The sequence below is a fragment of the Tabrizicola thermarum genome (genome assembly GCF_003574395.1).
Taxonomy (GTDB): Bacteria; Pseudomonadota; Alphaproteobacteria; order Rhodobacterales; family Rhodobacteraceae; genus Tabrizicola; species Tabrizicola thermarum.
Genome location: NZ_QMJY01000081.1, coordinates 74,124 through 92,647, shown reverse-complemented (window position 1 = coordinate 92,647; position 18,524 = coordinate 74,124). Strand labels below are relative to the sequence as shown.

16 protein-coding genes are annotated in these 18,524 nt (G+C 66.4%); 9 read left to right on the top strand and 7 right to left on the bottom strand.

Annotated features, from left to right (window positions below; genetic code table 11):
- Positions 1-26 precede the first annotated feature (26 nt).
- Positions 27-1,028 (top strand): 4-hydroxyproline epimerase, encoded by a 1,002-nt coding sequence (locus tag D5084_RS14860; RefSeq protein ID WP_128516288.1) that lies wholly within the window; start codon positions 27-29, stop codon positions 1,026-1,028.
- Positions 1,029-1,326: 298 nt separating this feature from the next.
- On the opposite strand, the gene uvrC is transcribed toward D5084_RS14860, so the two are convergent.
- The 4 genes from uvrC to D5084_RS14840 all read right to left on the bottom strand — a co-directional run bounded on the left by uvrC (position 1,327) and on the right by D5084_RS14840 (position 5,232).
- Complete coding sequence (uvrC, locus tag D5084_RS14855) at positions 1,327-3,183, bottom strand: excinuclease ABC subunit UvrC (protein ID WP_128516287.1); 1,857 nt, start codon at positions 3,181-3,183, stop codon at positions 1,327-1,329.
- 301 nt (positions 3,184-3,484) lie between these two features.
- Positions 3,485-4,258 carry an SDR family oxidoreductase gene (locus D5084_RS14850; RefSeq protein WP_128516286.1) on the bottom strand — a complete coding sequence of 258 codons (774 nt, stop codon included), beginning with the start codon at positions 4,256-4,258 and terminating at the stop codon, positions 3,485-3,487.
- Entirely contained in the window at positions 4,255-4,440 is a 186-nt protein-coding gene (locus tag D5084_RS14845; protein ID WP_128516285.1) for a hypothetical protein, read from the bottom strand. Before D5084_RS14845 ends, D5084_RS14850 begins: the two co-directional genes overlap by 4 nt.
- Complete coding sequence (locus tag D5084_RS14840; protein ID WP_128516284.1) at positions 4,441-5,232, bottom strand: S49 family peptidase; 792 nt, start codon at positions 5,230-5,232, stop codon at positions 4,441-4,443. It lies immediately after the preceding gene.
- A 60-nt stretch (positions 5,233-5,292) separates the two neighbouring features.
- On the opposite strand from D5084_RS14840, the gene D5084_RS14835 reads away from it, so the two are divergent.
- From D5084_RS14835 to D5084_RS14810, 6 genes are all read left to right on the top strand, one after another.
- Positions 5,293-6,174, top strand: a complete 882-nt coding sequence (locus D5084_RS14835; RefSeq protein WP_128516283.1) for a LysR family transcriptional regulator — start codon at positions 5,293-5,295, stop codon at positions 6,172-6,174.
- Between the two features lie 89 nt (positions 6,175-6,263).
- Positions 6,264-6,722, top strand: a complete 459-nt coding sequence (locus D5084_RS14830; RefSeq protein WP_128516282.1) for a formate dehydrogenase subunit gamma — start codon at positions 6,264-6,266, stop codon at positions 6,720-6,722.
- On the top strand, positions 6,719-8,224 hold the full coding sequence (locus tag D5084_RS14825) for a formate dehydrogenase beta subunit (protein ID WP_128516281.1): 1,506 nt from the start codon (positions 6,719-6,721) through the stop codon (positions 8,222-8,224). Before D5084_RS14830 ends, D5084_RS14825 begins: the two co-directional genes overlap by 4 nt.
- On the top strand, positions 8,221-11,097 hold the full coding sequence (gene fdhF, locus D5084_RS14820) for a formate dehydrogenase subunit alpha (protein WP_128516280.1): 2,877 nt from the start codon (positions 8,221-8,223) through the stop codon (positions 11,095-11,097). The genes D5084_RS14825 and fdhF overlap by 4 nt, the downstream gene beginning before the upstream one ends.
- Complete coding sequence (gene fdhD / locus D5084_RS14815) at positions 11,094-11,891, top strand: formate dehydrogenase accessory sulfurtransferase FdhD (RefSeq protein WP_128516279.1); 798 nt, start codon at positions 11,094-11,096, stop codon at positions 11,889-11,891. Before fdhF ends, fdhD begins: the two co-directional genes overlap by 4 nt.
- A complete protein-coding gene (locus D5084_RS14810) occupies positions 11,881-12,108 on the top strand; it encodes a formate dehydrogenase subunit delta (protein WP_128516278.1) in 228 nt (75 codons plus the stop codon). The genes fdhD and D5084_RS14810 overlap by 11 nt, the downstream gene beginning before the upstream one ends.
- Positions 12,109-12,268: 160 nt before the next feature.
- Here the strand turns inward: D5084_RS14810 and D5084_RS14805 are convergent, their stop codons facing one another.
- The 3 genes from D5084_RS14805 to D5084_RS14795 all read right to left on the bottom strand — a co-directional run bounded on the left by D5084_RS14805 (position 12,269) and on the right by D5084_RS14795 (position 16,612).
- Positions 12,269-13,120 carry a 4-(cytidine 5'-diphospho)-2-C-methyl-D-erythritol kinase gene (locus tag D5084_RS14805; protein ID WP_128516277.1) on the bottom strand — a complete coding sequence of 284 codons (852 nt, stop codon included), beginning with the start codon at positions 13,118-13,120 and terminating at the stop codon, positions 12,269-12,271.
- The gene (locus tag D5084_RS14800; RefSeq protein WP_128516276.1) at positions 13,110-14,837 is read right to left on the bottom strand and encodes a tetratricopeptide repeat protein; all 1,728 of its coding nucleotides are present in this window, start codon (positions 14,835-14,837) and stop codon (positions 13,110-13,112) included. The genes D5084_RS14805 and D5084_RS14800 overlap by 11 nt, the downstream gene beginning before the upstream one ends.
- 128 nt (positions 14,838-14,965) lie before the next feature.
- Positions 14,966-16,612, bottom strand: a complete 1,647-nt coding sequence (locus D5084_RS14795; RefSeq protein WP_128516275.1) for an electron transfer flavoprotein-ubiquinone oxidoreductase — start codon at positions 16,610-16,612, stop codon at positions 14,966-14,968.
- 280 nt (positions 16,613-16,892) lie between these two features.
- Between D5084_RS14795 and greA the strand changes: the two genes are divergently transcribed.
- The gene (gene greA / locus D5084_RS14790) at positions 16,893-17,363 is read left to right on the top strand and encodes a transcription elongation factor GreA (RefSeq protein ID WP_128516370.1); all 471 of its coding nucleotides are present in this window, start codon (positions 16,893-16,895) and stop codon (positions 17,361-17,363) included.
- Between the two features lie 30 nt (positions 17,364-17,393).
- Positions 17,394-18,407 (top strand): hypothetical protein, encoded by a 1,014-nt coding sequence (locus tag D5084_RS14785; protein WP_435532680.1) that lies wholly within the window; start codon positions 17,394-17,396, stop codon positions 18,405-18,407.
- The last annotated feature ends 117 nt before the right edge of the window (positions 18,408-18,524 follow it).

The window sequence follows — 18,524 nt, the reverse complement described above, 5'->3', positions numbered from 1 at the left end:
GGGCCTACGCCCGCGGAGGTTCCGACATGGCCGTATATACGTTTTCTTGCCTCGACGGGCATACCTGCGGCAATCCGGTCCGGCTGGTGTCTGGTGGCGGACCCCGGTTGGAAGGTGCGACGATGCTGGAACGCCGGGCGCATTTTCTGAGGGATTACGACTGGATACGGACCGGACTTATGTTTGAGCCGCGGGGGCATGACATGATGTCGGGGTCGATCCTCTATCCGCCGACGCGGCCCGATTGCGACGTTGGGGTGCTGTTCATCGAGACCTCCGGCTGTCTGCCGATGTGCGGGCACGGGTTGATCGGGACGGTGACGATGGGCATCGAGAACGGGCTGATTGCGCCGCGTGAGCCGGGGCGGTTGGCGGTGGATGCTCCGGCGGGGAAGGTGGAGGTTTCGTATATACAGGATGGGCGGTTTGTCGAGGAAGTGCGGCTGACGAATGTGCCGGGATTCCTTTATGCAGAAGGACTTACGGCGGAAGTTGAAGGCCTGGGCGAGGTCGTGGTGGACGTGGCCTATGGCGGCAACTTCTATGCGATTGTCGAGCCGCAGAAGGCCTTCCGCGACATGGCGGACCATACGGCGGGGGAATTGATCGGCTGGTCGCCGAAACTACGGGCGGCGCTGAATGCGAAGTATGAGTTCGTGCATCCCGAGCATCCGGCGATCCGGGGGCTGAGCCATATCCTGTGGACGGGCAAGCCGACGGTGCCGGGGGCGCATGCCCGTAACGCCGTGTTTTATGGGGAAAAAGCGATTGATCGCAGCCCCTGCGGGACGGGAACCTCGGCCCGGATGGCGCAACTGGCGGCAAAGGGGAAGTTGCGCGTGGGGGACGAGTTCCATCATGAGAGCATCATCGGGTCGATCTTCAAGGGAAGGGTCGAGGCGGCGGTGACGGTGGCGGGACGGGAGGCGATCGTGCCCTCCATTGCCGGGTGGGCGCGGCAGACGGGGATCAACACGATCTTCATCGACGACCGCGATCCGTTTGCGCATGGTTTCGTGGTGAAGTAGCGGCTGATCTGGCGTTTGCTGTGTTAGATCAAGAGGTTGGCTGTAGATACGGCGTCTGGCATCTGTCTGGCAGGCGTCTGGCTTCCGTCCAGACGCGCGGATGGCCTCTGTCGCGTTAACCACCCGTCGCGAATCGGGTTCGGGCGGATGCCCCCCACCCCCATCCCCTCCCCACGGAGGGGGAGGGGAGGCGCCTGGCAAGTCGGTCGGTCGCTGTGGGTGGGGACGCGCCCGGCCGACGCGTCGAAGGCCGCCGACTGGGATGTCTGCGGAAGGGAAAGGGCGAAGGGACGGTCCCCTAGCCTTTCGCCGAGAAGTAATCCGCGATTGTCCTGGCCATCGCCTGCGAAATCCCGTCCACGGCTTGCAGGTCTTCCACCGCCGCCCGCGCGACGGCTTTGGCGCTGCCGAAGTGTTGCAGGAGGGCGCGTTTGCGGGCGGCTCCGATGCCGGGGATGTCGTCGAGGGGGGTCAGGCTGACCGCCTTCGCCCGCTTGGCGCGGTGGGCGCCGATGGCCCAGCGGTGCGCCTCGTCCCGCAGGCGCTGGATGAAGTAGAGGACGGGGTCGTTCCGTTGCAGGGCGAAGGGGCGTTCGCCGGGGCGGTGGAATTCCTCTTTCCCCGCGTCGCGGTCGATGCCCTTGGCGACGCCGACCACGGGGATGTCCTCTACGCCAAGCTCGGCCATGATCTCGGCCACGGCGGAGACCTGCCCTGCCCCGCCGTCGATCAGCAGGAGGTCGGGCCACATGTCGGTCTTGCGGTCGGGGTCTTCCTTCAACAGACGCTCGAAGCGGCGGGTCAGCACTTCCTTCATCATGCCGAAATCGTCCGAGTTCGCCCCGGCCTCGGACCTGATGTTGAACTTGCGGTACTGCGATTTCAGAAAGCCCTCGGGCCCCGCGACGATCATGCCGCCCACGGCATTGGTGCCCTGAATGTGGGAGTTGTCGTAAACCTCGATCCGGCGCGGCGGGGCATCGAGGTCGAAGGCCTCGGCGAGACCCTGGAGGAGCCTGTTCTGTGTGGTGGACTCGGCCATCCGGCGGGCGAGGCTTTCGCGGGCGTTCCTGACCGCATTTTCCACCAGTTCCGCCTTTTCGCCGCGCTGGGGAACGGCGAGTTCCACCTTGCGCCCGGCGCGGGCGGTCAGGGCCTCGGCCACGAGGTCGGGGTTGTCGAGCGCGTGGGAGAGGAGGATCAGGCGCGGCGGGTCCTTGTCGTCGTAGAATTGGGTGAGGAAGGCCTCCATGATCTCGGGCGCCTCGGCCCCGGCGCCGGTTTTCGGGTAGAAGTCGCGGTTGCCCCAGGATTGGTTGGCGCGGATGAAGAAGACCTGGACGCAGGCCTGGCCGTGTTCAAGGTGGAGGGCGACGACGTCGGCTTCGGAGACGCCCTGCGGGTTGATGACCTGGCTTTGCTGGACCTGGGTCAGCGCCTTGATCCGGTCGCGCAGGGCGGCGGCGCGTTCGAATTCCATCGCCTCGGAAGCGGCGGCCATGTCGCGGGCGAGGTCGGCCTGCACGCTGGTGGTCTTGCCTTCGAGGAAGCGCTTGGCGTCCTCGACCAGCCCCGCATAGCCCTCGGCGCTGATCTTGCCGACGCAGGGCGCGCTGCACCGCTTGATCTGGTATTGCAGACAGGGGCGGGTGCGGCTTTCGAACATGGAATCCGAGCAGTTGCGGAGGAGGAAGACCTTCTGCAACTGGTTGAGCGTCCGGTTGACGGCGCCCGCAGAGGCGAAGGGGCCGAAGTAGGCGCCTTTCTCGGATTTCTTGCCGCGGTGCTTCTTGATCTGCGGAAAGGGGTGTTCGGAGGAGATCAGGATGTTCGGAAAGCTCTTGTCGTCGCGCAGAAGCACGTTGTAGCGCGGCTTCAGCTGCTTGATGAGGTTCTGTTCCAGCAGCAGCGCCTCGAGTTCCGTCCGGGTGGTCAGGAACATCATCGAGGCGGTTTCATGGATCATCCGGGCGATCCGCGCCGAATGGCCCGAGGGCCGGGCATAGTTCGCCACCCGCGCCTTCAGGTTGCGCGCCTTGCCGACATACAGCACCTCGGACGCCGCGTTCAGCATCCGGTAGACGCCGGGCGAGCCGTCGAGAGTGCGGAGGTAATCCTGGATCACCTCATGTCCGCTGCGGGGTTTGTCGTCCATGGTTTACAGTCTGTCGATTCTACCCTGGGGCTGCCACCAACCGAAGCGCGAGGCAATAGCAAAGCTGTCCACGGAATCTGGGGATAACTCTGCGGAGAAGATTTCGGGAGAGCGGAATTTTCCTTGTTTTCGGCCCGGTTCATGGGGTTGCCTATTTTTTAGGCACTTTGGCAAGACATTGATTTGACTTGATAAATTTTTTCCATCCGACGCAAATCCCTGAAATTCCAAATGAATCATGACTGTCCTGTGACATGGGCATCAGAAGTGGACAAGTTGCCGCAGTTGACGCAGGGATGGGCTATTCCACGCCCAGAACGTCGGGTGTCTTCCAGCCGAGATGCTGGCCGCCGTCGACCGCGATGAACTGCCCGGTGACGGCGGGGCTGTCGAGGAAGAACCCCAGGGCTGCGGTGATGTCCTGCAGGTTCGCGCCGCGTTCCAGGACAGTCGCGGCGCGCTGGCGGGCGAAGTGTTCGGCCGACTGGCGCGCGCCTTGAAGCGTGGGGCCGGGGCCGATGGCGTTGACGCGGATATGGGGCGCAAGGCCCTGGGCGGCGGTGCGGGTCAGCGCCCAGAGGCCCATCTTGGCGATGGTGTAGGTGCTGAACTCGGGCGTCAGCTTCAGGATGCGCTGGTCGATCATGTTGACGATCAGGCCCCGGGCGAGGGGCTCTCCGTTCTCGTCGGTGGTGGCCGGGGGGCACTGGCGGGCGAAGCCTTGCGTCAGGACATAGGGCGCGCGCAGGTTCGATTCGATGTGCCGGTCCCAGCTTTCGCGGGTCGCGGTGTCGATGCGGTCGTATTCGAAGATCGAGGCGTTGTTGACCAGAACGGTCAGCGGCCCGAGCGCGGCGGTGGCGGCGGGGATCAGGGCCTGCATCTCGGCCTCGATCAGCAGGTCGGCGCGGAAGGTCTGCGCGCGGCGGCCCATGGCGCGGATCTCGGCAGCCACGGTTTCGGCCTCGTCTGCGGAGGAGGCGTAGTGGACGGCGACATCATGCCCGCGCTGCGCCAGATACAGCGCCATCGCCCGGCCCAACCGCTTGCCCGCCCCCGTCACCAGTGCCGTCATTTCGCCTTCCCTCCGCAGTCGCACGTCGTCGTGCCGATGAGGTAGCGCCCGCATTTGCCGCAGCGAGGGGGATCACGTCGTTTCTGCATCACGCGGGGCAGGGCGCCGGGGAACAGGGCACGGCCGATCAGGGCGATCAGGACCATGGCCAGCAGGAAGACGAGGATGATCTTGAACAGCATCTAGAGGCCGTAGCGCGCCCAGAGCGCCCGATCCTCGACCGCGCCGAGGGTTTCGTCGATGAGCGACAGGCCCAGCCGCTGGAACAGGCTGCGCTTGCGGCCGAAGGGGACCGGCTTCACCTTGTCGCCATACAGCTCCTTCAGCTTGGGGATCATGTGGGCGATGCCATCGGCAAGGCCAAGGTCCACCGACTGCTGGCCCACCCAGATGTCGGCGTTGAAGAGATCCGCCGTCTGATCCAGCCGCGCCCCGCGCGAGCGTTTCACATGGTCGATGAAGGCCTGATGGATCGGGGTTTGCAGAGCCCTGAGCCGTTCCACATCCTCGGGCTTCTGCGGCAGGAAGGGGTCGGCGAAACTTTTCGAGCGGCCAGCGGTGACAACCCGCCGTTCGACCCCTTGCCGCGCCATCAGCTCGGGAAAGCCGAAGGACGCGAAGATCACGCCGATCGACCCGACGATGCTGCTGTGATCCACCCAGATGTCATCCGCCGCGCAGGCCAGCCAGTAGCCGCCCGAGGCTGCGACATCCTCGACAAAGGCGTGGACGGGGATCTTCTTCTCGTCCGCCAGCCTGCGGATGCGGGCGGCGATCAGGCTGGACTGCACCGCCGATCCGCCGGGAGAGTTGATCTGAAGCGCCACGGCGGCGGGTTTCAGCCTGAAGGCCTTGTCGATCAGGGGCGCCAGCGCCTCGTCGTTCAGGGACCGGGTGCCGGTGCCGATGGTGCCGGACAGGCGGATCACAGGGACGATGGCGGGTTTCGGCAGGAAGGGGATGAAGCGGCGCATGGGCCAGAGGTAAGCCGTGCAGGGCTTGCGGGCAAGGGCGCGGCGCGGCAGGGTTCGGGAATGATCGACAAGCTGGAAATGTTCATCGCTCTGGCAAAGGAACGGCACTTCGGTCGCGCCGCCGAGGTCTGCGGGGTCACGCAGCCCTCGCTGTCCAGCGCGATCCGGCAGCTGGAGGATCAGCTGGGTGTGCAGCTGGTGTTCCGGGGCAGCCGGTTCCAGGGCCTGACACCGGAAGGCCAGCGCGTGCTGGACCGGGCGCTGGGCATTGTCGGCGACGTGCGGGCCCTGAAGGACGAGATGCGGGTGGTGCGGTCGGGCCTGTCGGGCAACCTTCGGATCGGGGTGATCCCGACGGCGCTGCCGATGGTGGCCGATCTGACAGGGCCCTTCACGCAGAAGCACCCCAACGTCCGGGTGTCGATCCTGTCGCGGACCAGCGTGGAAATCCTGACCGGGATCGAGGCGCTGGATCTGGAGGCGGGGATCACCTATCTGGACAATGAGCCATTGGGCCGGGTGTCTCAGGTGCCGCTTTATACCGAATTCTACCGGCTGCTCATCGCGCCGGGGTCGGAGATCGCGCATCGGCGGCAGGTCAGCTGGGCTGATCTGGCCAGCGTGCCGTTGTGCCTGCTGACATCCGACATGCAGAACCGGCGGATCGTGAACCAGCATCTGGGCGAGGCGGGGGTGGATGCCCAGCCGATGATCGAGTCGAACTCCACCATGGCGCTGGTCGCCCATGTGCTGACCGGGCGCTGGGCGAGCGTGGTGCCGAAGAAGCTGGCCGACATGTTCGTGGCCGATGGGCGGCTGGTGTCGATCCCCATCGTCGAGCCGGAGGCCGAGCATACCGTGGGCCTGATCGCGGCGCGGCGGGACCCGCAGACCCCGGTCTTGCAGGCGCTGGTGGACGAGGCAGTGCGGCTGTTTCGATAGGTTCAATCTATCGTTTGACGGTATATCGACATTGAAAATCGTATCAAGCCGGGCGTATACCTTGGGATGCCAGCCAGAGGTCTGCCCGCATGCTCGATTCCCACGACCATTCCGACCGGATCGCCGAGATCCTTGAGGCCCATCAGGGGCTGGAGGGCCCGCTGCTGCCGATCCTCCATGCGGTGCAGGAAGCGTTTGGATACATCCCCGAGGCTGCGGTGCCGCAGATCGCCAAGGCGCTGATGCTGTCGAAGGCGGAAGTACATGGGGTGGTCAGTTTCTACCACGATTTCCGCTCGGCCCCGGCGGGCCGGCATGTGCTGAAGCTGTGCCGGGCCGAGGCCTGCCAGACCATGGGCGCGGATGCGGTGGCCGACCGGATCAAGAAGGCGCTTGGGATCGGTTGGCACGAGACGACGCCGGACGGCCGCGTCACGCTGGAGCCGGTATTCTGCCTGGGCCTCTGCGCCTGCGGACCGGCGGCGATGGTGGACGGGCGGCTGGTGGGCCGGGTGGATGAGGGCGTGCTGGCGGAGGTGGCGAAATGAAGGTTTTCGTTCCTCTGGATTCGGCGGCGGTGGCGCTGGGGGCTGACCGGATCGCCGAGGCGATTGTGGCCCAGGGCGCGGCGCGCGGGGTTTCCATCGAGGTCGTGCGGAATGGCTCGCGCGGGATGGTCTGGCTGGAGCCGCTGGTCGAGGTGGTTTCCGCCGGGGGTCGGCTGGGCTTCGGGCCGATGACGCTGGCCGATGTGCCGGGGTTGTTCGGGGATCTGGCCGCGCATCCCAAGGCGGTCGGGCTGGTCGAGGAGTTGCCCTGGATGAAGGGGCAGACGCGGCTGACCTTTGCCCGGGTGGGCGTGATCGACCCCTTGTCGCTGGACGACTACCGCGCGCATGGCGGGCTGGTGGGGCTGGACCGCGCGAAGGGGATGACCAGGCCCGAGATCGTGGCCGAGGTGACGGAGTCCGGGCTGCGGGGCCGGGGTGGTGCGGGCTTCCCGACCGGGATCAAGTGGAAGACCGTTTCGGAAGCGCCTGGCGAGCGGAAATACATCGTCTGCAACGCGGATGAGGGCGACAGCGCCACCTTCGCCGACCGGATGCTGATGGAGGGCGATCCCTTCTGCCTGATCGAGGGCATGGCGATTGCGGGCCTCGCCTGCGGGGCGACCAAGGGCTATGTGTATATACGCAGCGAATATCCGGTGGCGATCCGGGTGATGGAGGCCGCCGTTCGGATCGCGCGCGAGGCCGGGGTGCTGGGCGCGGCCTTCGACATGGAAATCCGCGTCGGTGCAGGGGCCTATGTCTGCGGCGAGGAGACCAGCCTCCTGAACAGCCTCGAGGGCAAGCGAGGCGTGGTCCGCGCCAAGCCGCCGCTGCCGGCGCTACAGGGGTTCCTGGGGCGGCCGACCATGGTGAACAACGTGATCTCGCTGGCCTCGGTGCCGGTGATCCTGGCGAAGGGCGCGGCCTTCTACAAGGACTTCGGGCTGGGCCGGTCGCGCGGGACGATCCCGTTGCAGATCGCCGGGAACGTGAAATACGGCGGGTTGTATGAGGTGGCCTTCGGGCTGACCCTGGGCGAGATCGTCAACGGGATCGGGGGCGGCACCGCCAGTGGCCGGCCGGTCAAGGCGGTGCAGGTGGGCGGGCCGCTGGGCGCCTGGTTCCCGCCGTCGCTCTTCGACACGCCCTTCGGGTATGAGGAGTTCGGCGCGAAGGACGGCCTCATCGGCCATGCCGGCCTGACCGTCGCCGACGACACGGTTGACATGTTGCAGATGGCGCGCTTTGCCATGGAGTTCTGCGCGATCGAGTCCTGCGGCAAGTGCACGCCCTGCCGGATCGGCTCGACCCGCGGGGTGGAGACCATTGACCGGCTGGCCCGGGGCGATGCCTCGGCGATGCCGATCCTGACCGATCTGTGCAACACGATGAAATTCGGCTCGCTCTGCGCGCTTGGGGGCTTCACGCCCTATCCGGTGCTGAGCGCGATCACCCATTTCCCCGATGACTTCGCCCGGCAGCGGGAGGCCGCAGAATGAAAGACTTCATCATCCCCGACCGCGATTTCGGCACCCCTGCCGTGAAATCGAAGCAGATGGTCACGCTGACGATCGACGGGTTCGACGTGACGGTGCCGGAAGGGACCTCGATCATGCGCGCGGCGGCCGAGATCGGGATTTCCGTCCCGAAGCTGTGTGCGACGGACAGCCTTGACGCCTTCGGCTCCTGCCGGCTGTGCCTGGTGGAGATCGAGGGTCGGGCCGGGACGCCGGCCTCCTGCACCACGCCGGTTGCGCCGGGGCTGAAGGTCCACACCCAGACCGGCAAGCTGAAACAGCTCCGGCGCGGGGTGATGGAGCTGTATATCTCGGACCACCCGCTGGACTGCCTGACGTGCAGCGCCAACGGCGACTGCGAGTTGCAGGACATGGCCGGGGCCGTGGGCCTGCGCGATGTGCGGTATGAGGCTGTAGATACGCACTTCAAGCCGCGCAATACCAGTGGCGAGGCGAACCCGCTGTATATACCGCGGGACGATTCCAACCCCTATTTCAGCTATGACCCGCAGAAATGCATCGTGTGCTCGCGCTGCGTGCGGGCGTGTGAGGAGGTGCAGGGCACCTTCGCGCTGACCATCGAGGGACGGGGCTTCGACAGCCGCGTGTCCTTCGGGGCGAAGTCGGACAATGCCCTGGCCAGCGACTGCGTGTCCTGTGGCGCCTGCGTGCAGGCCTGCCCGACGGCGACCTTGCAGGAGAAGTCGGTGATCGAGATCGGGACGCCCGACCGGTCGATAATCACCACCTGCGCCTATTGCGGGGTGGGCTGTTCGTTCAAGGCCGAGATGCGCGGCGACGAGTTGGTGCGCATGACGCCCTACAAGCACGGCAAGGCCAACCGGGGACATTCCTGCGTGAAGGGCCGCTTCGCCTATGGCTATGCCACCCACAAGGACCGCATCCTGAAGCCGATGATCCGCGAGACCATCGAGGAGCCCTGGCGCGAGGTTTCCTGGGCCGAGGCGATGGAATTCGCCGCCGCCAAGATGAAGGGCATCCAGGCGAAATACGGGCGGAATTCGGTGGGGGTCATCACCTCCAGCCGCTGCACCAATGAGGAAGCCTATCTGGTGCAGAAACTGGCCCGGGCGGTGTTCCGCAACAACAACACCGACACCTGCGCGCGGGTGTGCCATTCGCCCACAGGCTATGGGCTGGGGCAGACCTTCGGGACCAGCGCCGGGACGCAGGACTTTGATTCGATTGAAGAAGCCGATGTCATCATGGTCATCGGCGCGAACCCCCATGCGGGGCACCCGGTGTTCGCCAGCCGGATGAAGAAGCGGCTGCGCAAGGGCGCGAAGCTGATCGTCGTCGATCCGCGGCGGACGGAAACGGTGGAAGGCCCGCATTACAAGGCGGCGCATCATCTGGCGCTGACGCCGGGGACGAACGTGGCCGTGGTCTCTGCCATGGCGCATGTGATCGTGACCGAAGGGCTTTACAACGAAGCGTTCATCCGCAGCCGTTGCGACTGGGACGAGTTCCAGGATTATGCCGAGTTCATCAGCGACCCGCGCCACAGCCCCGAGGCGGTGGAGCTTGTCACGGGCGTCCCGGCGGCAGAGCTGCGCGCGGCCGCGCGGCTGTATGCGACCGGAGGCAATGCGGCGATCTACTACGGGCTTGGGGTGACAGAGCACAGTCAGGGCTCCACCACCGTCATCGGCATCGCCAACCTCGCCATGCTGACCGGCAATATCGGGCGGCGCGGTGTGGGGGTGAACCCGCTGCGGGGGCAGAACAACGTGCAGGGGTCCTGCGACATGGGGTCCTTCCCGCATGAACTGCCGGGCTACCGCCATGTGAAGAACCCGGAAGTCCGCGCGATCTATGAGAAGGCCTGGGGCGTGACGCTGGACCCCGAGCCGGGCCTGCGCATCCCGAACATGCTGGACGCTGCCGTGGAAGGGTCGTTCAAGGGCCTGTACTGCCAAGGCGAGGACATCCTGCAATCCGACCCCGACACGAAACATGTCGCGGCGGGGCTGGCGGCGATGGAATGCGTGATCGTCCACGACCTGTTCCTGAACGAGACGGCGAATTACGCGCATGTATTCTTCCCCGGCTCCACCTTCCTCGAAAAGGACGGGACGTTCACCAATGCCGAGCGGCGGATCAACATGGTCCGCAAGGTGATGGCGCCGAAGCAGGGCTATGCCGACTGGGAAGTCACCCAGATGTTTGCCAACGCGATGGGGGCGAACTGGGGTTACACGCATCCCAGCCAGATCATGGAAGAAATCGCCATGACCACGCCGTCCTTCGCGGGCGTGACCTACGAGAAGCTGGAGACGCTCGGCAGCGTCCAGTGGCCCTGCAACGAAAAGGCGCCCGAGGGTACGCCGCTGATGCATATCGACGGGTTCGTGCGCGGCAAGGGCAAGTTCATCCGCACCGAATATGTGGCGACGGACGAAAAGACCGGGCCGCGCTTCCCGCTTTTGCTGACCACGGGGCGGATTCTGAGCCAGTACAACGTCGGCGCCCAGACGCGGCGGACGGCGAATGTGGTCTGGCATGACGAGGATGTGCTGGAGATCCACCCGCACGACGCCGAGAACCGGGGCATCCGCGAGGGCGACTATGTGCGGCTGGCCAGCCGTTCGGGCGAGACGACGCTGCGGGCGACGCTCACCGACAAGGTGCCTCCGGGCGTGGTCTACACGACCTTCCACTTCCCCGGCACGCAGGCGAACGTCGTCACGACGGACTTCAGCGACTGGGCGACGAACTGCCCGGAATACAAGGTGACGGCGGTGCAGGTCAGCCCGTCGAACGGGCCGACGGAGTGGCAGAAGGAATACGAGGCCCAGGCCGCCCGGTCGCGCCGGATCCTGGCTGCGGAATGAAGGGCGCGCGGGCGACACCTCGGCTGATGTTCGGCGCCTCGGTGACGCCGGGCGAACGGATCTTGCCCGAGGAAGTGGCCGTGGCGCTGTCGTTCAACGGGACGACGCAGGCGGTGATGATGGCGACGCCCGCGGACCTGGAGGACTTCGGCCGGGGGTTTGCCCTGACCGAAGGCATCGCGGCGCCGCAGGAAATCCTGACGGTCGAGGTTCAGGCGCTGGCGCGGGGCATTGACGTGCAGCTTTGGCTGGCTCCGCAGGCCGAGGCGCGGCTGGCGGCGCGGCGGCGGGTCATGGCTGGTCCGGTGGGCTGCGGGCTGTGCGGGATCGACAGCATCGACCAGGCGCTGCGCGAGGTGCCGGTGGTGCCGCCGTCGCCGTTCCGGATGACGCCCGCGCAGGTGCTGGCGGCTGTGGCGGCCCTGCCGGGGGAGCAGCGGCTGCATGACGCGACGCGCGCAGTGCATGGGGCGGCGTTCTGGAACGGTCGGGTTGTGCTGGCGCGCGAGGATGTCGGGCGGCACAACGCGCTGGACAAGCTGGTGGGCGGGATGCTGCGGGAGGGGATCGCCCCGCAGGGTGCGGTGGTGCTGACCAGCCGCGTGTCCACGGACATGGTGCAGAAGGTCGCCATGCTGGGGGCACCTGTGGTCATCGCGGTCTCGGCACCCACGGTCGCGGCTGTGGAGCTGGCGGAACAGGCGGGGATCACGCTGATCGCCCTGGCGAAGGGAGAGACGTTCGAGGTCTTCTCGCATACGGATCGGATTACGGAGGCAGCCCATGTCGGTTGAAAAGATCACCCGGATGGCGAACGACATCGCCAAGTTCATGGAATCGAAGCCCCATGATGAGGGGGTCGCGCTGCTGGCCGCCCATATCAACGATTTCTGGGACCCCCGGATGCGGCGGCAGCTGTTCGAGATCCTGGATGCCGGCGGGGCGGGGCTGCGGCCTCTGGTGCGCGAGGCGGCGGGGGCGATCCGGCGACCCCAGGCAGAGGCGGCCTGAGCCTGCCCACGCGCGGACAGAAAGAAGATCTACATGATTTCAACAAGTTGGCTGCGGGCGTTCAGAATTTCTTAACGCTTCAGGCTCGTGGTCTGGCAAGAGCGTCCGGCCCGTAGGGTGGGCAGTTTGCCCACCTTTCGTTCAGACAGATCCCGCGTCGTCAGGGCAGGATGGCCCCGCAGGCGACCCACCAGTCGGGATGCCGCAACGACAGCGCGCTGGCGGCGGATCGGGCGCTGGCGGCGGTGGGGAACAGGCCGAAATGCGTGCCGCCCGAGCCGGACATCCGGGCCAGAAGGCACTCCGGCGTCGCGGCGAGGGCATCTTGCACCGCTTCAAGGATCGGGGCGACGCGCAAGGCGGGAGCGACAAGATCGTTGCGGGTCTGCCCGGCCAGCCAGTCGGCGAAGCCGCGCGCGGTTGCCAGCGCTTCGCCGGGCAGGTCTGGCAGCGCCGGACTGTCGCGGGCGGTCAGCGCGGCGAAGACCTGCGGGGTCGGAACCGGAACCCGCGGGTTCGCCAGAACCACCCAGAGCGGCGGCAGGGGCGGCAGGGGCGCCAGTTCCTCGCCGATCCCGGACATCCGCGCCGGGCGGCCTGACAGGCAGACCGGCACATCGGCCCCTAGCCGCAGCACCCTGTCCGAAGCGGGGAGCGGCTGGCCGCCGAACCGCGCCAGCGCGCGCAGGGCCGCAGCCGCATCTGCCGAACCACCGCCGATGCCCGAAGCGACAGGCAGACGCTTGTCCAGAAGAAGCTGTGCATCCGCAACACCCATCAGGCGCGCGGCGCGGAGCACCAGATTGTCCGGCTCGGCCTGCAAACCGCCGGATTCCGGCCCGGTCAGGCGCAGCGTCAACCCGGTGCCGGGCGCAACCTGCACTTCGTCGGCGATGTCGGCGAAGACCACCAGACTGTCGAGCAGATGATAGCCATCGGCCCGGCGTCCGGTGACATGAAGGCAGAGGTTCAGCTTTGCCGGTGCAAGCTCGCGGACCGGCTCAGTTGCCATTCTCGGCAGCCTTGACCGAAGCCCCTGCGGAGCCCTCTTCGGCCATGACGGCATCGAGCCCGACCTCCAGCTTGCGCAGGATGCGGGTCTTGTCCTTGTCGGTCGGTCCGAACGACAGGGCGCGGCGCCACTGGAAGCGGGCCTCGAGCTTGCGGTCGTTCATCCAGTAGACGTCGCCCAGATGGTCGGTGACGATGGGATCGACGGGCTCGAGCAGCGAGGCGCGCTCCATCGGCTCCAGCGCCTCCTTGTAGCGGCCGAGCTTGAAATAGGCCCAGGCGAGGCTGTCGATGATGTAGCCCTGTTCGGGGTCGCCAGCGACGGCCTTTTCGATCATGCCAAGGGCTTCGTCCAGCTTTTCGCCCCGGTCCACCAGACCATAGCCGAGGTAGTTGAGCACCTGCGGCTGGTTCGGGTTCAGTTCCAGCGCCTTGCGGAAATCGGCCTCGGCCGGGGCCCAGTCCTTGGACTGTTCGTGGCAGATGCCGCGATAGAAGTAGAGCACCCAGTCTTCCCGTCCCGCTGCGCTGGTCAGGTCGATGGCGGCGGAATAGGCGACCTTGGCCTCGTCGAAACGTTCCGCGCTGCGCAGGGCATCGGCCAGGGCGAACTGCACCTGGACCAGATCGCCGTGGCTGCGGGCAAGTGTCTGCAAGGCCTCGATGGCGGCATCAACCTTGCCTTGCGCGCGCAGCGCCCCGGCGCGACCGATCTCGGCGGCGACGAAGGCGGGGTCGTCGGGCTTGAAGCTGGTGTAGGTCTGCGTGGCCAGATCGTGCTGGCCGAGGTTTTCCAGCACATCGGCCGTGAGCAGAAGCGCATCGGCATGGTCCGGGCGCAGATAGCCGGCCACGCGAAGATGGACAAGCGTGTAGACCGGGTCCGCCTCGCCGTTGAGCGCGGTCGAGATCGTGTAGAAGACCTCGGCAATCCCGTCCTTTGCGGTGCGGACGGTGTCGAAGGGCAGCGGCTCGCCCGCCTGCAACCGGCGGCGGACGGCATCGACGATCGGGTCGGGGCCGGGGCCGAAGCTGCGGTCGAGAAGCGCCAGCGCGTCGGCGTTGCGTTCCAGCTGGCTGAGGATCTGGGCATGGGCAAAGACCCCGCGCCGCATCACGGTGATGGGACCTGCGGCCTTGCCGGACAGGATTTCGTCGGCGCCTTCGAAATCGCCGACCGAGGCCAGGGCGAGCGCCTTGTGGTAGTAGCCGAACGCCTCGTAACCCTTTTTCTGCGTCAGGGCGTCGAAGGCCTCGATCGCCTCGGACATCTTGCCGTCGCCGACCTTGGCCCAGGCGAGGACCAGCTGGTTTGCCAGATCGCCCAGGTCGCGTCCGGCTGTCGCAGCGGCCTGGATGGCGGCGTAATCCTCGCGGTTGGCTTCGTCGGCGAGAAGGGCGAGTTCGGCAAGCTGGCTGGGGTCGAGGCCAAGTCTGGAGCCGATCTCCTTGCGCTTTGTGGCAACTTCGATGGCCGAGAGAAGGTTGCCTGCGCCGATTTCGGCCAGCAGCGCGCCGTCCAGAAGCGCGGGATTGCCGGGATCGGCGAGCATTGCCCGGCCATACCAGCTGGCTGCGGCGCGGAAGTCGTTTTCCGCCTCGGCGATGCGGGCGGCAAGATAGGCGCCGCTGTCCGCCGCGTCCTCTGCCTGCAAGGGGCTGCCCAGGACCGCCGCAAACACGAGGGCGGTCAGAGTGCGGGAAAACAGGGAACGCATGGGCCTCTCCTTCACGGTCGGGGCGAAGGTAGCCCGGCTGGCCTCGTCGTGCAATGTGGCGAGGCCCGACCTTGCGGCCGGGCCCCGGGGATCTGGACAAGCTTTCGTGAGACGCGCCCCGGGCGGCGTCACATGTTGGGGTAGTTCGGCCCGCCGCCGCCCATCGGCGTGGTCCAGGTGATGTTCTGCGAGGGGTCCTTGATGTCGCAGGTCTTGCAGTGGACGCAGTTCTGGAAGTTGATGCGGAAGGTGGCGTCGCTGCCTTCGCCGAGCACTTCGTAGACGCCCGCCGGGCAGTAGCGCTGGGCGGGTTCGGCGTATTTCGGCAGGTTGACCTGGATCGGAATGCTCGGGTCCTTCAGGACAAGGTGGGCGGGCTGGTTCTCGTCATGGTTGGTGAAGGAGAAGGCGACGTTCGTGAGCCGGTCGAACGAGAGCTTTCCGTCGGGTTTGGGGTAGTCGATGGGCTTGTGGTCCTTGGCAAGGCCGGTGGCGGCGGCGTCGGTCTTGCCGTGGCGCAGCGTTCCGAAGGCAGTGAGGCCGAAGGTGTTGAGCCACATGTCGAGGCCGCCGCCCAACAGGCTGGCGGTCAGGCCATAGCGCGACCACAAGGGTTTGACGTTGCGGACCTTTTTCAGGTCTTTCCCGATGGCGCCGGTGCGGACCTCGGTCTCGTAGGCGGTCAGTTCGTCCTGCGCGCGGCCCGCGGTGATGGCGGCGTGCGCGGCCTCGGCGGCGGCTTTGCCCGACAGCATGGCGTTGTGGTTGCCCTTGATGCGGGGGACGTTCACGAGCCCCGCCGAGCAGCCCAGCAGCGCCACGCCGGGGGCGACCATCTTCGGGATCGACTGCCAGCCGCCCTCGGAGATCGCGCGGGCACCGTAGGCGATGCGTTTGCCGCCCTTGAGGAGGTCCGCCACCATCGGGTGGTGCTTGAAGCGCTGGAACTCCATGTAGGGGTAGAGATGGGGGTTCTCGTAGTTCAGGTGGACGACAAAGCCGACATAGACCTGATTGTTGTCCAGGTGATAGATGAAGGACCCGCCGCCCGCGTTCTTGCCCAGGGGCCAGCCCATCGTGTGGGTGACGGTGCCCTCGCGGTGCTTGGCAGGGTCGATCTCCCAGATTTCCTTCATGCCGAGGCCGAATTTCTGCGGGCAATGGCCTTTCGACAGCTGGTATTTCTCGATCACCTGCTTGGCGAGGCTGCCGCGGACGCCTTCGGAGAGGAAGACATACTTGCCGCGCAGTTCCATTCCGGGTTCGTAGGAGGGGCCCGGTTCGCGGGTTTCGGGGTCGCGGCCGAATTCGCCGGCGACGACGCCGACGACCTTGTCATCCTCGAACACCAGTTCCGAACAGGCCATGCCGGGGAAGATTTCCACGCCCAGACCCTCGGCCACGCCGGCCATCCAGCGGCAGACGTTCGCCATCGAGACGATGTAATTGCCGTGGTTCGACATCAGCGGCGGCATCGGCCAGTTCGGGATGCGCACCTGACCAGCGGGGCCGAGGAGATAGAAGTTGTCCTCCCTGACCGGCACCTTGATCGGCGCGTCCATGTTGCGCCAGTCGGGCAGCAGGGCATCCAGGCCCGAGGGGTCCAGCACCGCGCCCGACAGGATATGCGCGCCGACCTCCGAGCCCTTTTCCAGCACGACGACCGACCGCTCCGGGTCCAGCTGCTTCAGCCGGATCGCCGCCGACAGGCCCGCAGGCCCCGCGCCGACGATCACCACGTCATAGTCCATCTTCTCGCGCTGAATTGCGGTCATCGCTTGTCCTTCCCCGGGGCTGTCCCACCCTGCCCTGAAACGCTGGCATTTCGCGGCTTCCCTGTTGCCGTAGCGGCGACCCAAGGTCAACCGTGACGCAACATCACGCCAGAGGCACATCGCCACGCGAAACTTTCTGTCCCGGCCCCGACCGGACGCTGCCTGTCCGCGGCATCCCCCCTTGCAATTCAGGGCTTCATCGGGTGAGGTGAAGCCAGCCTGGACCGAAGTCATGGATCGTGCCTCGATCCGTGACTTCTTCTTTTACTGTGGAATGTCGATGGAAAAGATCTCGATGACCCGGCGCGGTTTCGACGCGCTGGATGCGGAACTCAAGCAGCTGAAGACGGTGGATCGTCCGGCCATCATCCGGGACATCGCCGAAGCGCGCGAACATGGCGACCTGTCGGAAAATGCCGAATACCACGCCGCCCGCGAAAAGCAGGGTTTCATCGAGGGCCGGATCAAGGAGCTGGAAGGTATCCTGTCGCTTGCCGACGTGATCGACCCGTCAAAGATGTCGGGGCCGATCAAGTTCGGCGCGACCGTCACGCTGGTGGATGAAGAGACGGACGAGGAAAAGACCTACCAGATCGTCGGCGAGGTCGAGGCCGATATCGAGAACGGGCTTCTGAACATGCGCTCGCCGCTGGCGCGGGCGCTGATCGGCAAGGAAGAAGGGGATACGGTCGAGGTCAAGACCCCGGGCGGAACCCGGTCCTACGAAATCCTGTCGATCCGCTATATCTGATCCGGGGAAGGCACCGAGGTGAAACCGGTGATCGAACCGCGCAGAGGTGACAACGGACTTGGCTCTGGCCCCCTGGCGCAGCTGAACGATCGCCCGAACCGCGGGCTGGAGATCGGCGGCATCGCGCTGAGCGTCGTCTGGGTCGTCTTGATCCTGGTCTATGTGCTGATCACCCCGCCGGGAAGCGAGACGCGGGCGCTGGGCGTTCTCATGACCCTCTTGATGGTCGTCCTGCCCATCGCCTTGATCTGGGCGGTGGTCATCACGCTGCGGTCGGTGCGCGAGCTGCGGGCCGAGGCCAAGCGGTTGCAGGCCACGATCGAAGCCATGCGGTCCAGCCAGGTGCAGGCGCAGACCCCGGGCCTGAGGCCGTCGGCGGAGCGGAAGATCGACGAGATCGCCGCCCCGACCAGGCAGGCGGAAGCGGCGTCGGCCAGCTTCACCTCGCGCCGGGACGCGGCGCATGTGGTGCCCTCGGCCGACCGCAAGGCGGCGCTGGTGCAGCCCCGGCCCGAGCCCGCGGTCGAGCAGCCGACGCTGGCGCTGGGCACCCCGGCCGAGGATTTCCGACCACCGCTGTCGGTGGCGCATTTCATCCGGGCGCTGCAATTCCCGGAAACGCCCGAGGACAAGGAGGGCTTTCGCGCGCTGCGGCTGGCGCTGGAGGACCGGACCTCGGCCAAGCTGATCCGGGCGGCGCAGGATGTTCTGACGCTTCTCAGCCAGGACGGCATCTACATGGATGACCTGAAACCGGACATGTGCCATCCCGAGCTTTGGCGGCGCTTTGCCGCAGGCGAGCGGGGCAGGTCCATCGCCGCGCTGGGGGGCATCCGCGACCGGTCGGCGCTGGCCTTGACAGCCGCTCGGATGAAGTCGGACCCGGTCTTTCGCGATGCGGCGCACCATTTCCTGCGCGCCTTCGACAAGACCGTGGCCGCTTTCGAGCCGAATGCGACGGATGCCGAGCTGGCCGAACTGGCCGATACCCGCACGGCGCGGGCCTTCATGCTGTTCGGGCGGGTGACGGGCACCTTCGACTAGCTGCGTCGTCCGGGAAGTCGGCACGGGAAAGCGGGCATCTTGCAGAACGGGTTTCCTAAATGTCGCAGACGTCACGCGGGGGGATGAAACCCTGTTCCGATGTGCCTATGTTCGGCG

Excerpts from the sequence above, each read along its gene's own strand:
- D5084_RS14830 (WP_128516282.1), top strand. The coding sequence starts at position 6,264 with ATGCTCGATTCCCACGACCATTCCGACCGGATCGCCGAGATCCTTGAG.
- D5084_RS14845 (WP_128516285.1), bottom strand. The coding sequence starts at position 4,440 with ATGCTGTTCAAGATCATCCTCGTCTTCCTGCTGGCCATGGTCCTGATC.
- D5084_RS14825 (WP_128516281.1), top strand. The coding sequence starts at position 6,719 with ATGAAGGTTTTCGTTCCTCTGGATTCGGCGGCGGTGGCGCTGGGGGCT.
- D5084_RS14810 (WP_128516278.1), top strand. The coding sequence starts at position 11,881 with ATGTCGGTTGAAAAGATCACCCGGATGGCGAACGACATCGCCAAGTTC.
- D5084_RS14795 (WP_128516275.1), bottom strand. The coding sequence starts at position 16,612 with ATGACCGCAATTCAGCGCGAGAAGATGGACTATGACGTGGTGATCGTC.
- greA (WP_128516370.1), top strand. The coding sequence starts at position 16,893 with ATGGAAAAGATCTCGATGACCCGGCGCGGTTTCGACGCGCTGGATGCG.
- uvrC (WP_128516287.1), bottom strand. The coding sequence starts at position 3,183 with ATGGACGACAAACCCCGCAGCGGACATGAGGTGATCCAGGATTACCTC.
- fdhD (WP_128516279.1), top strand. The coding sequence starts at position 11,094 with ATGAAGGGCGCGCGGGCGACACCTCGGCTGATGTTCGGCGCCTCGGTG.
- fdhF (WP_128516280.1), top strand. The coding sequence starts at position 8,221 with ATGAAAGACTTCATCATCCCCGACCGCGATTTCGGCACCCCTGCCGTG.
- D5084_RS14805 (WP_128516277.1), bottom strand. The coding sequence starts at position 13,120 with ATGGCAACTGAGCCGGTCCGCGAGCTTGCACCGGCAAAGCTGAACCTC.
- D5084_RS14860 (WP_128516288.1), top strand. The coding sequence starts at position 27 with ATGGCCGTATATACGTTTTCTTGCCTCGACGGGCATACCTGCGGCAAT.
- D5084_RS14800 (WP_128516276.1), bottom strand. The coding sequence starts at position 14,837 with ATGCGTTCCCTGTTTTCCCGCACTCTGACCGCCCTCGTGTTTGCGGCG.
- D5084_RS14840 (WP_128516284.1), bottom strand. The coding sequence starts at position 5,232 with ATGCGCCGCTTCATCCCCTTCCTGCCGAAACCCGCCATCGTCCCTGTG.
- D5084_RS14850 (WP_128516286.1), bottom strand. The coding sequence starts at position 4,258 with ATGACGGCACTGGTGACGGGGGCGGGCAAGCGGTTGGGCCGGGCGATG.
- D5084_RS14835 (WP_128516283.1), top strand. The coding sequence starts at position 5,293 with ATGATCGACAAGCTGGAAATGTTCATCGCTCTGGCAAAGGAACGGCAC.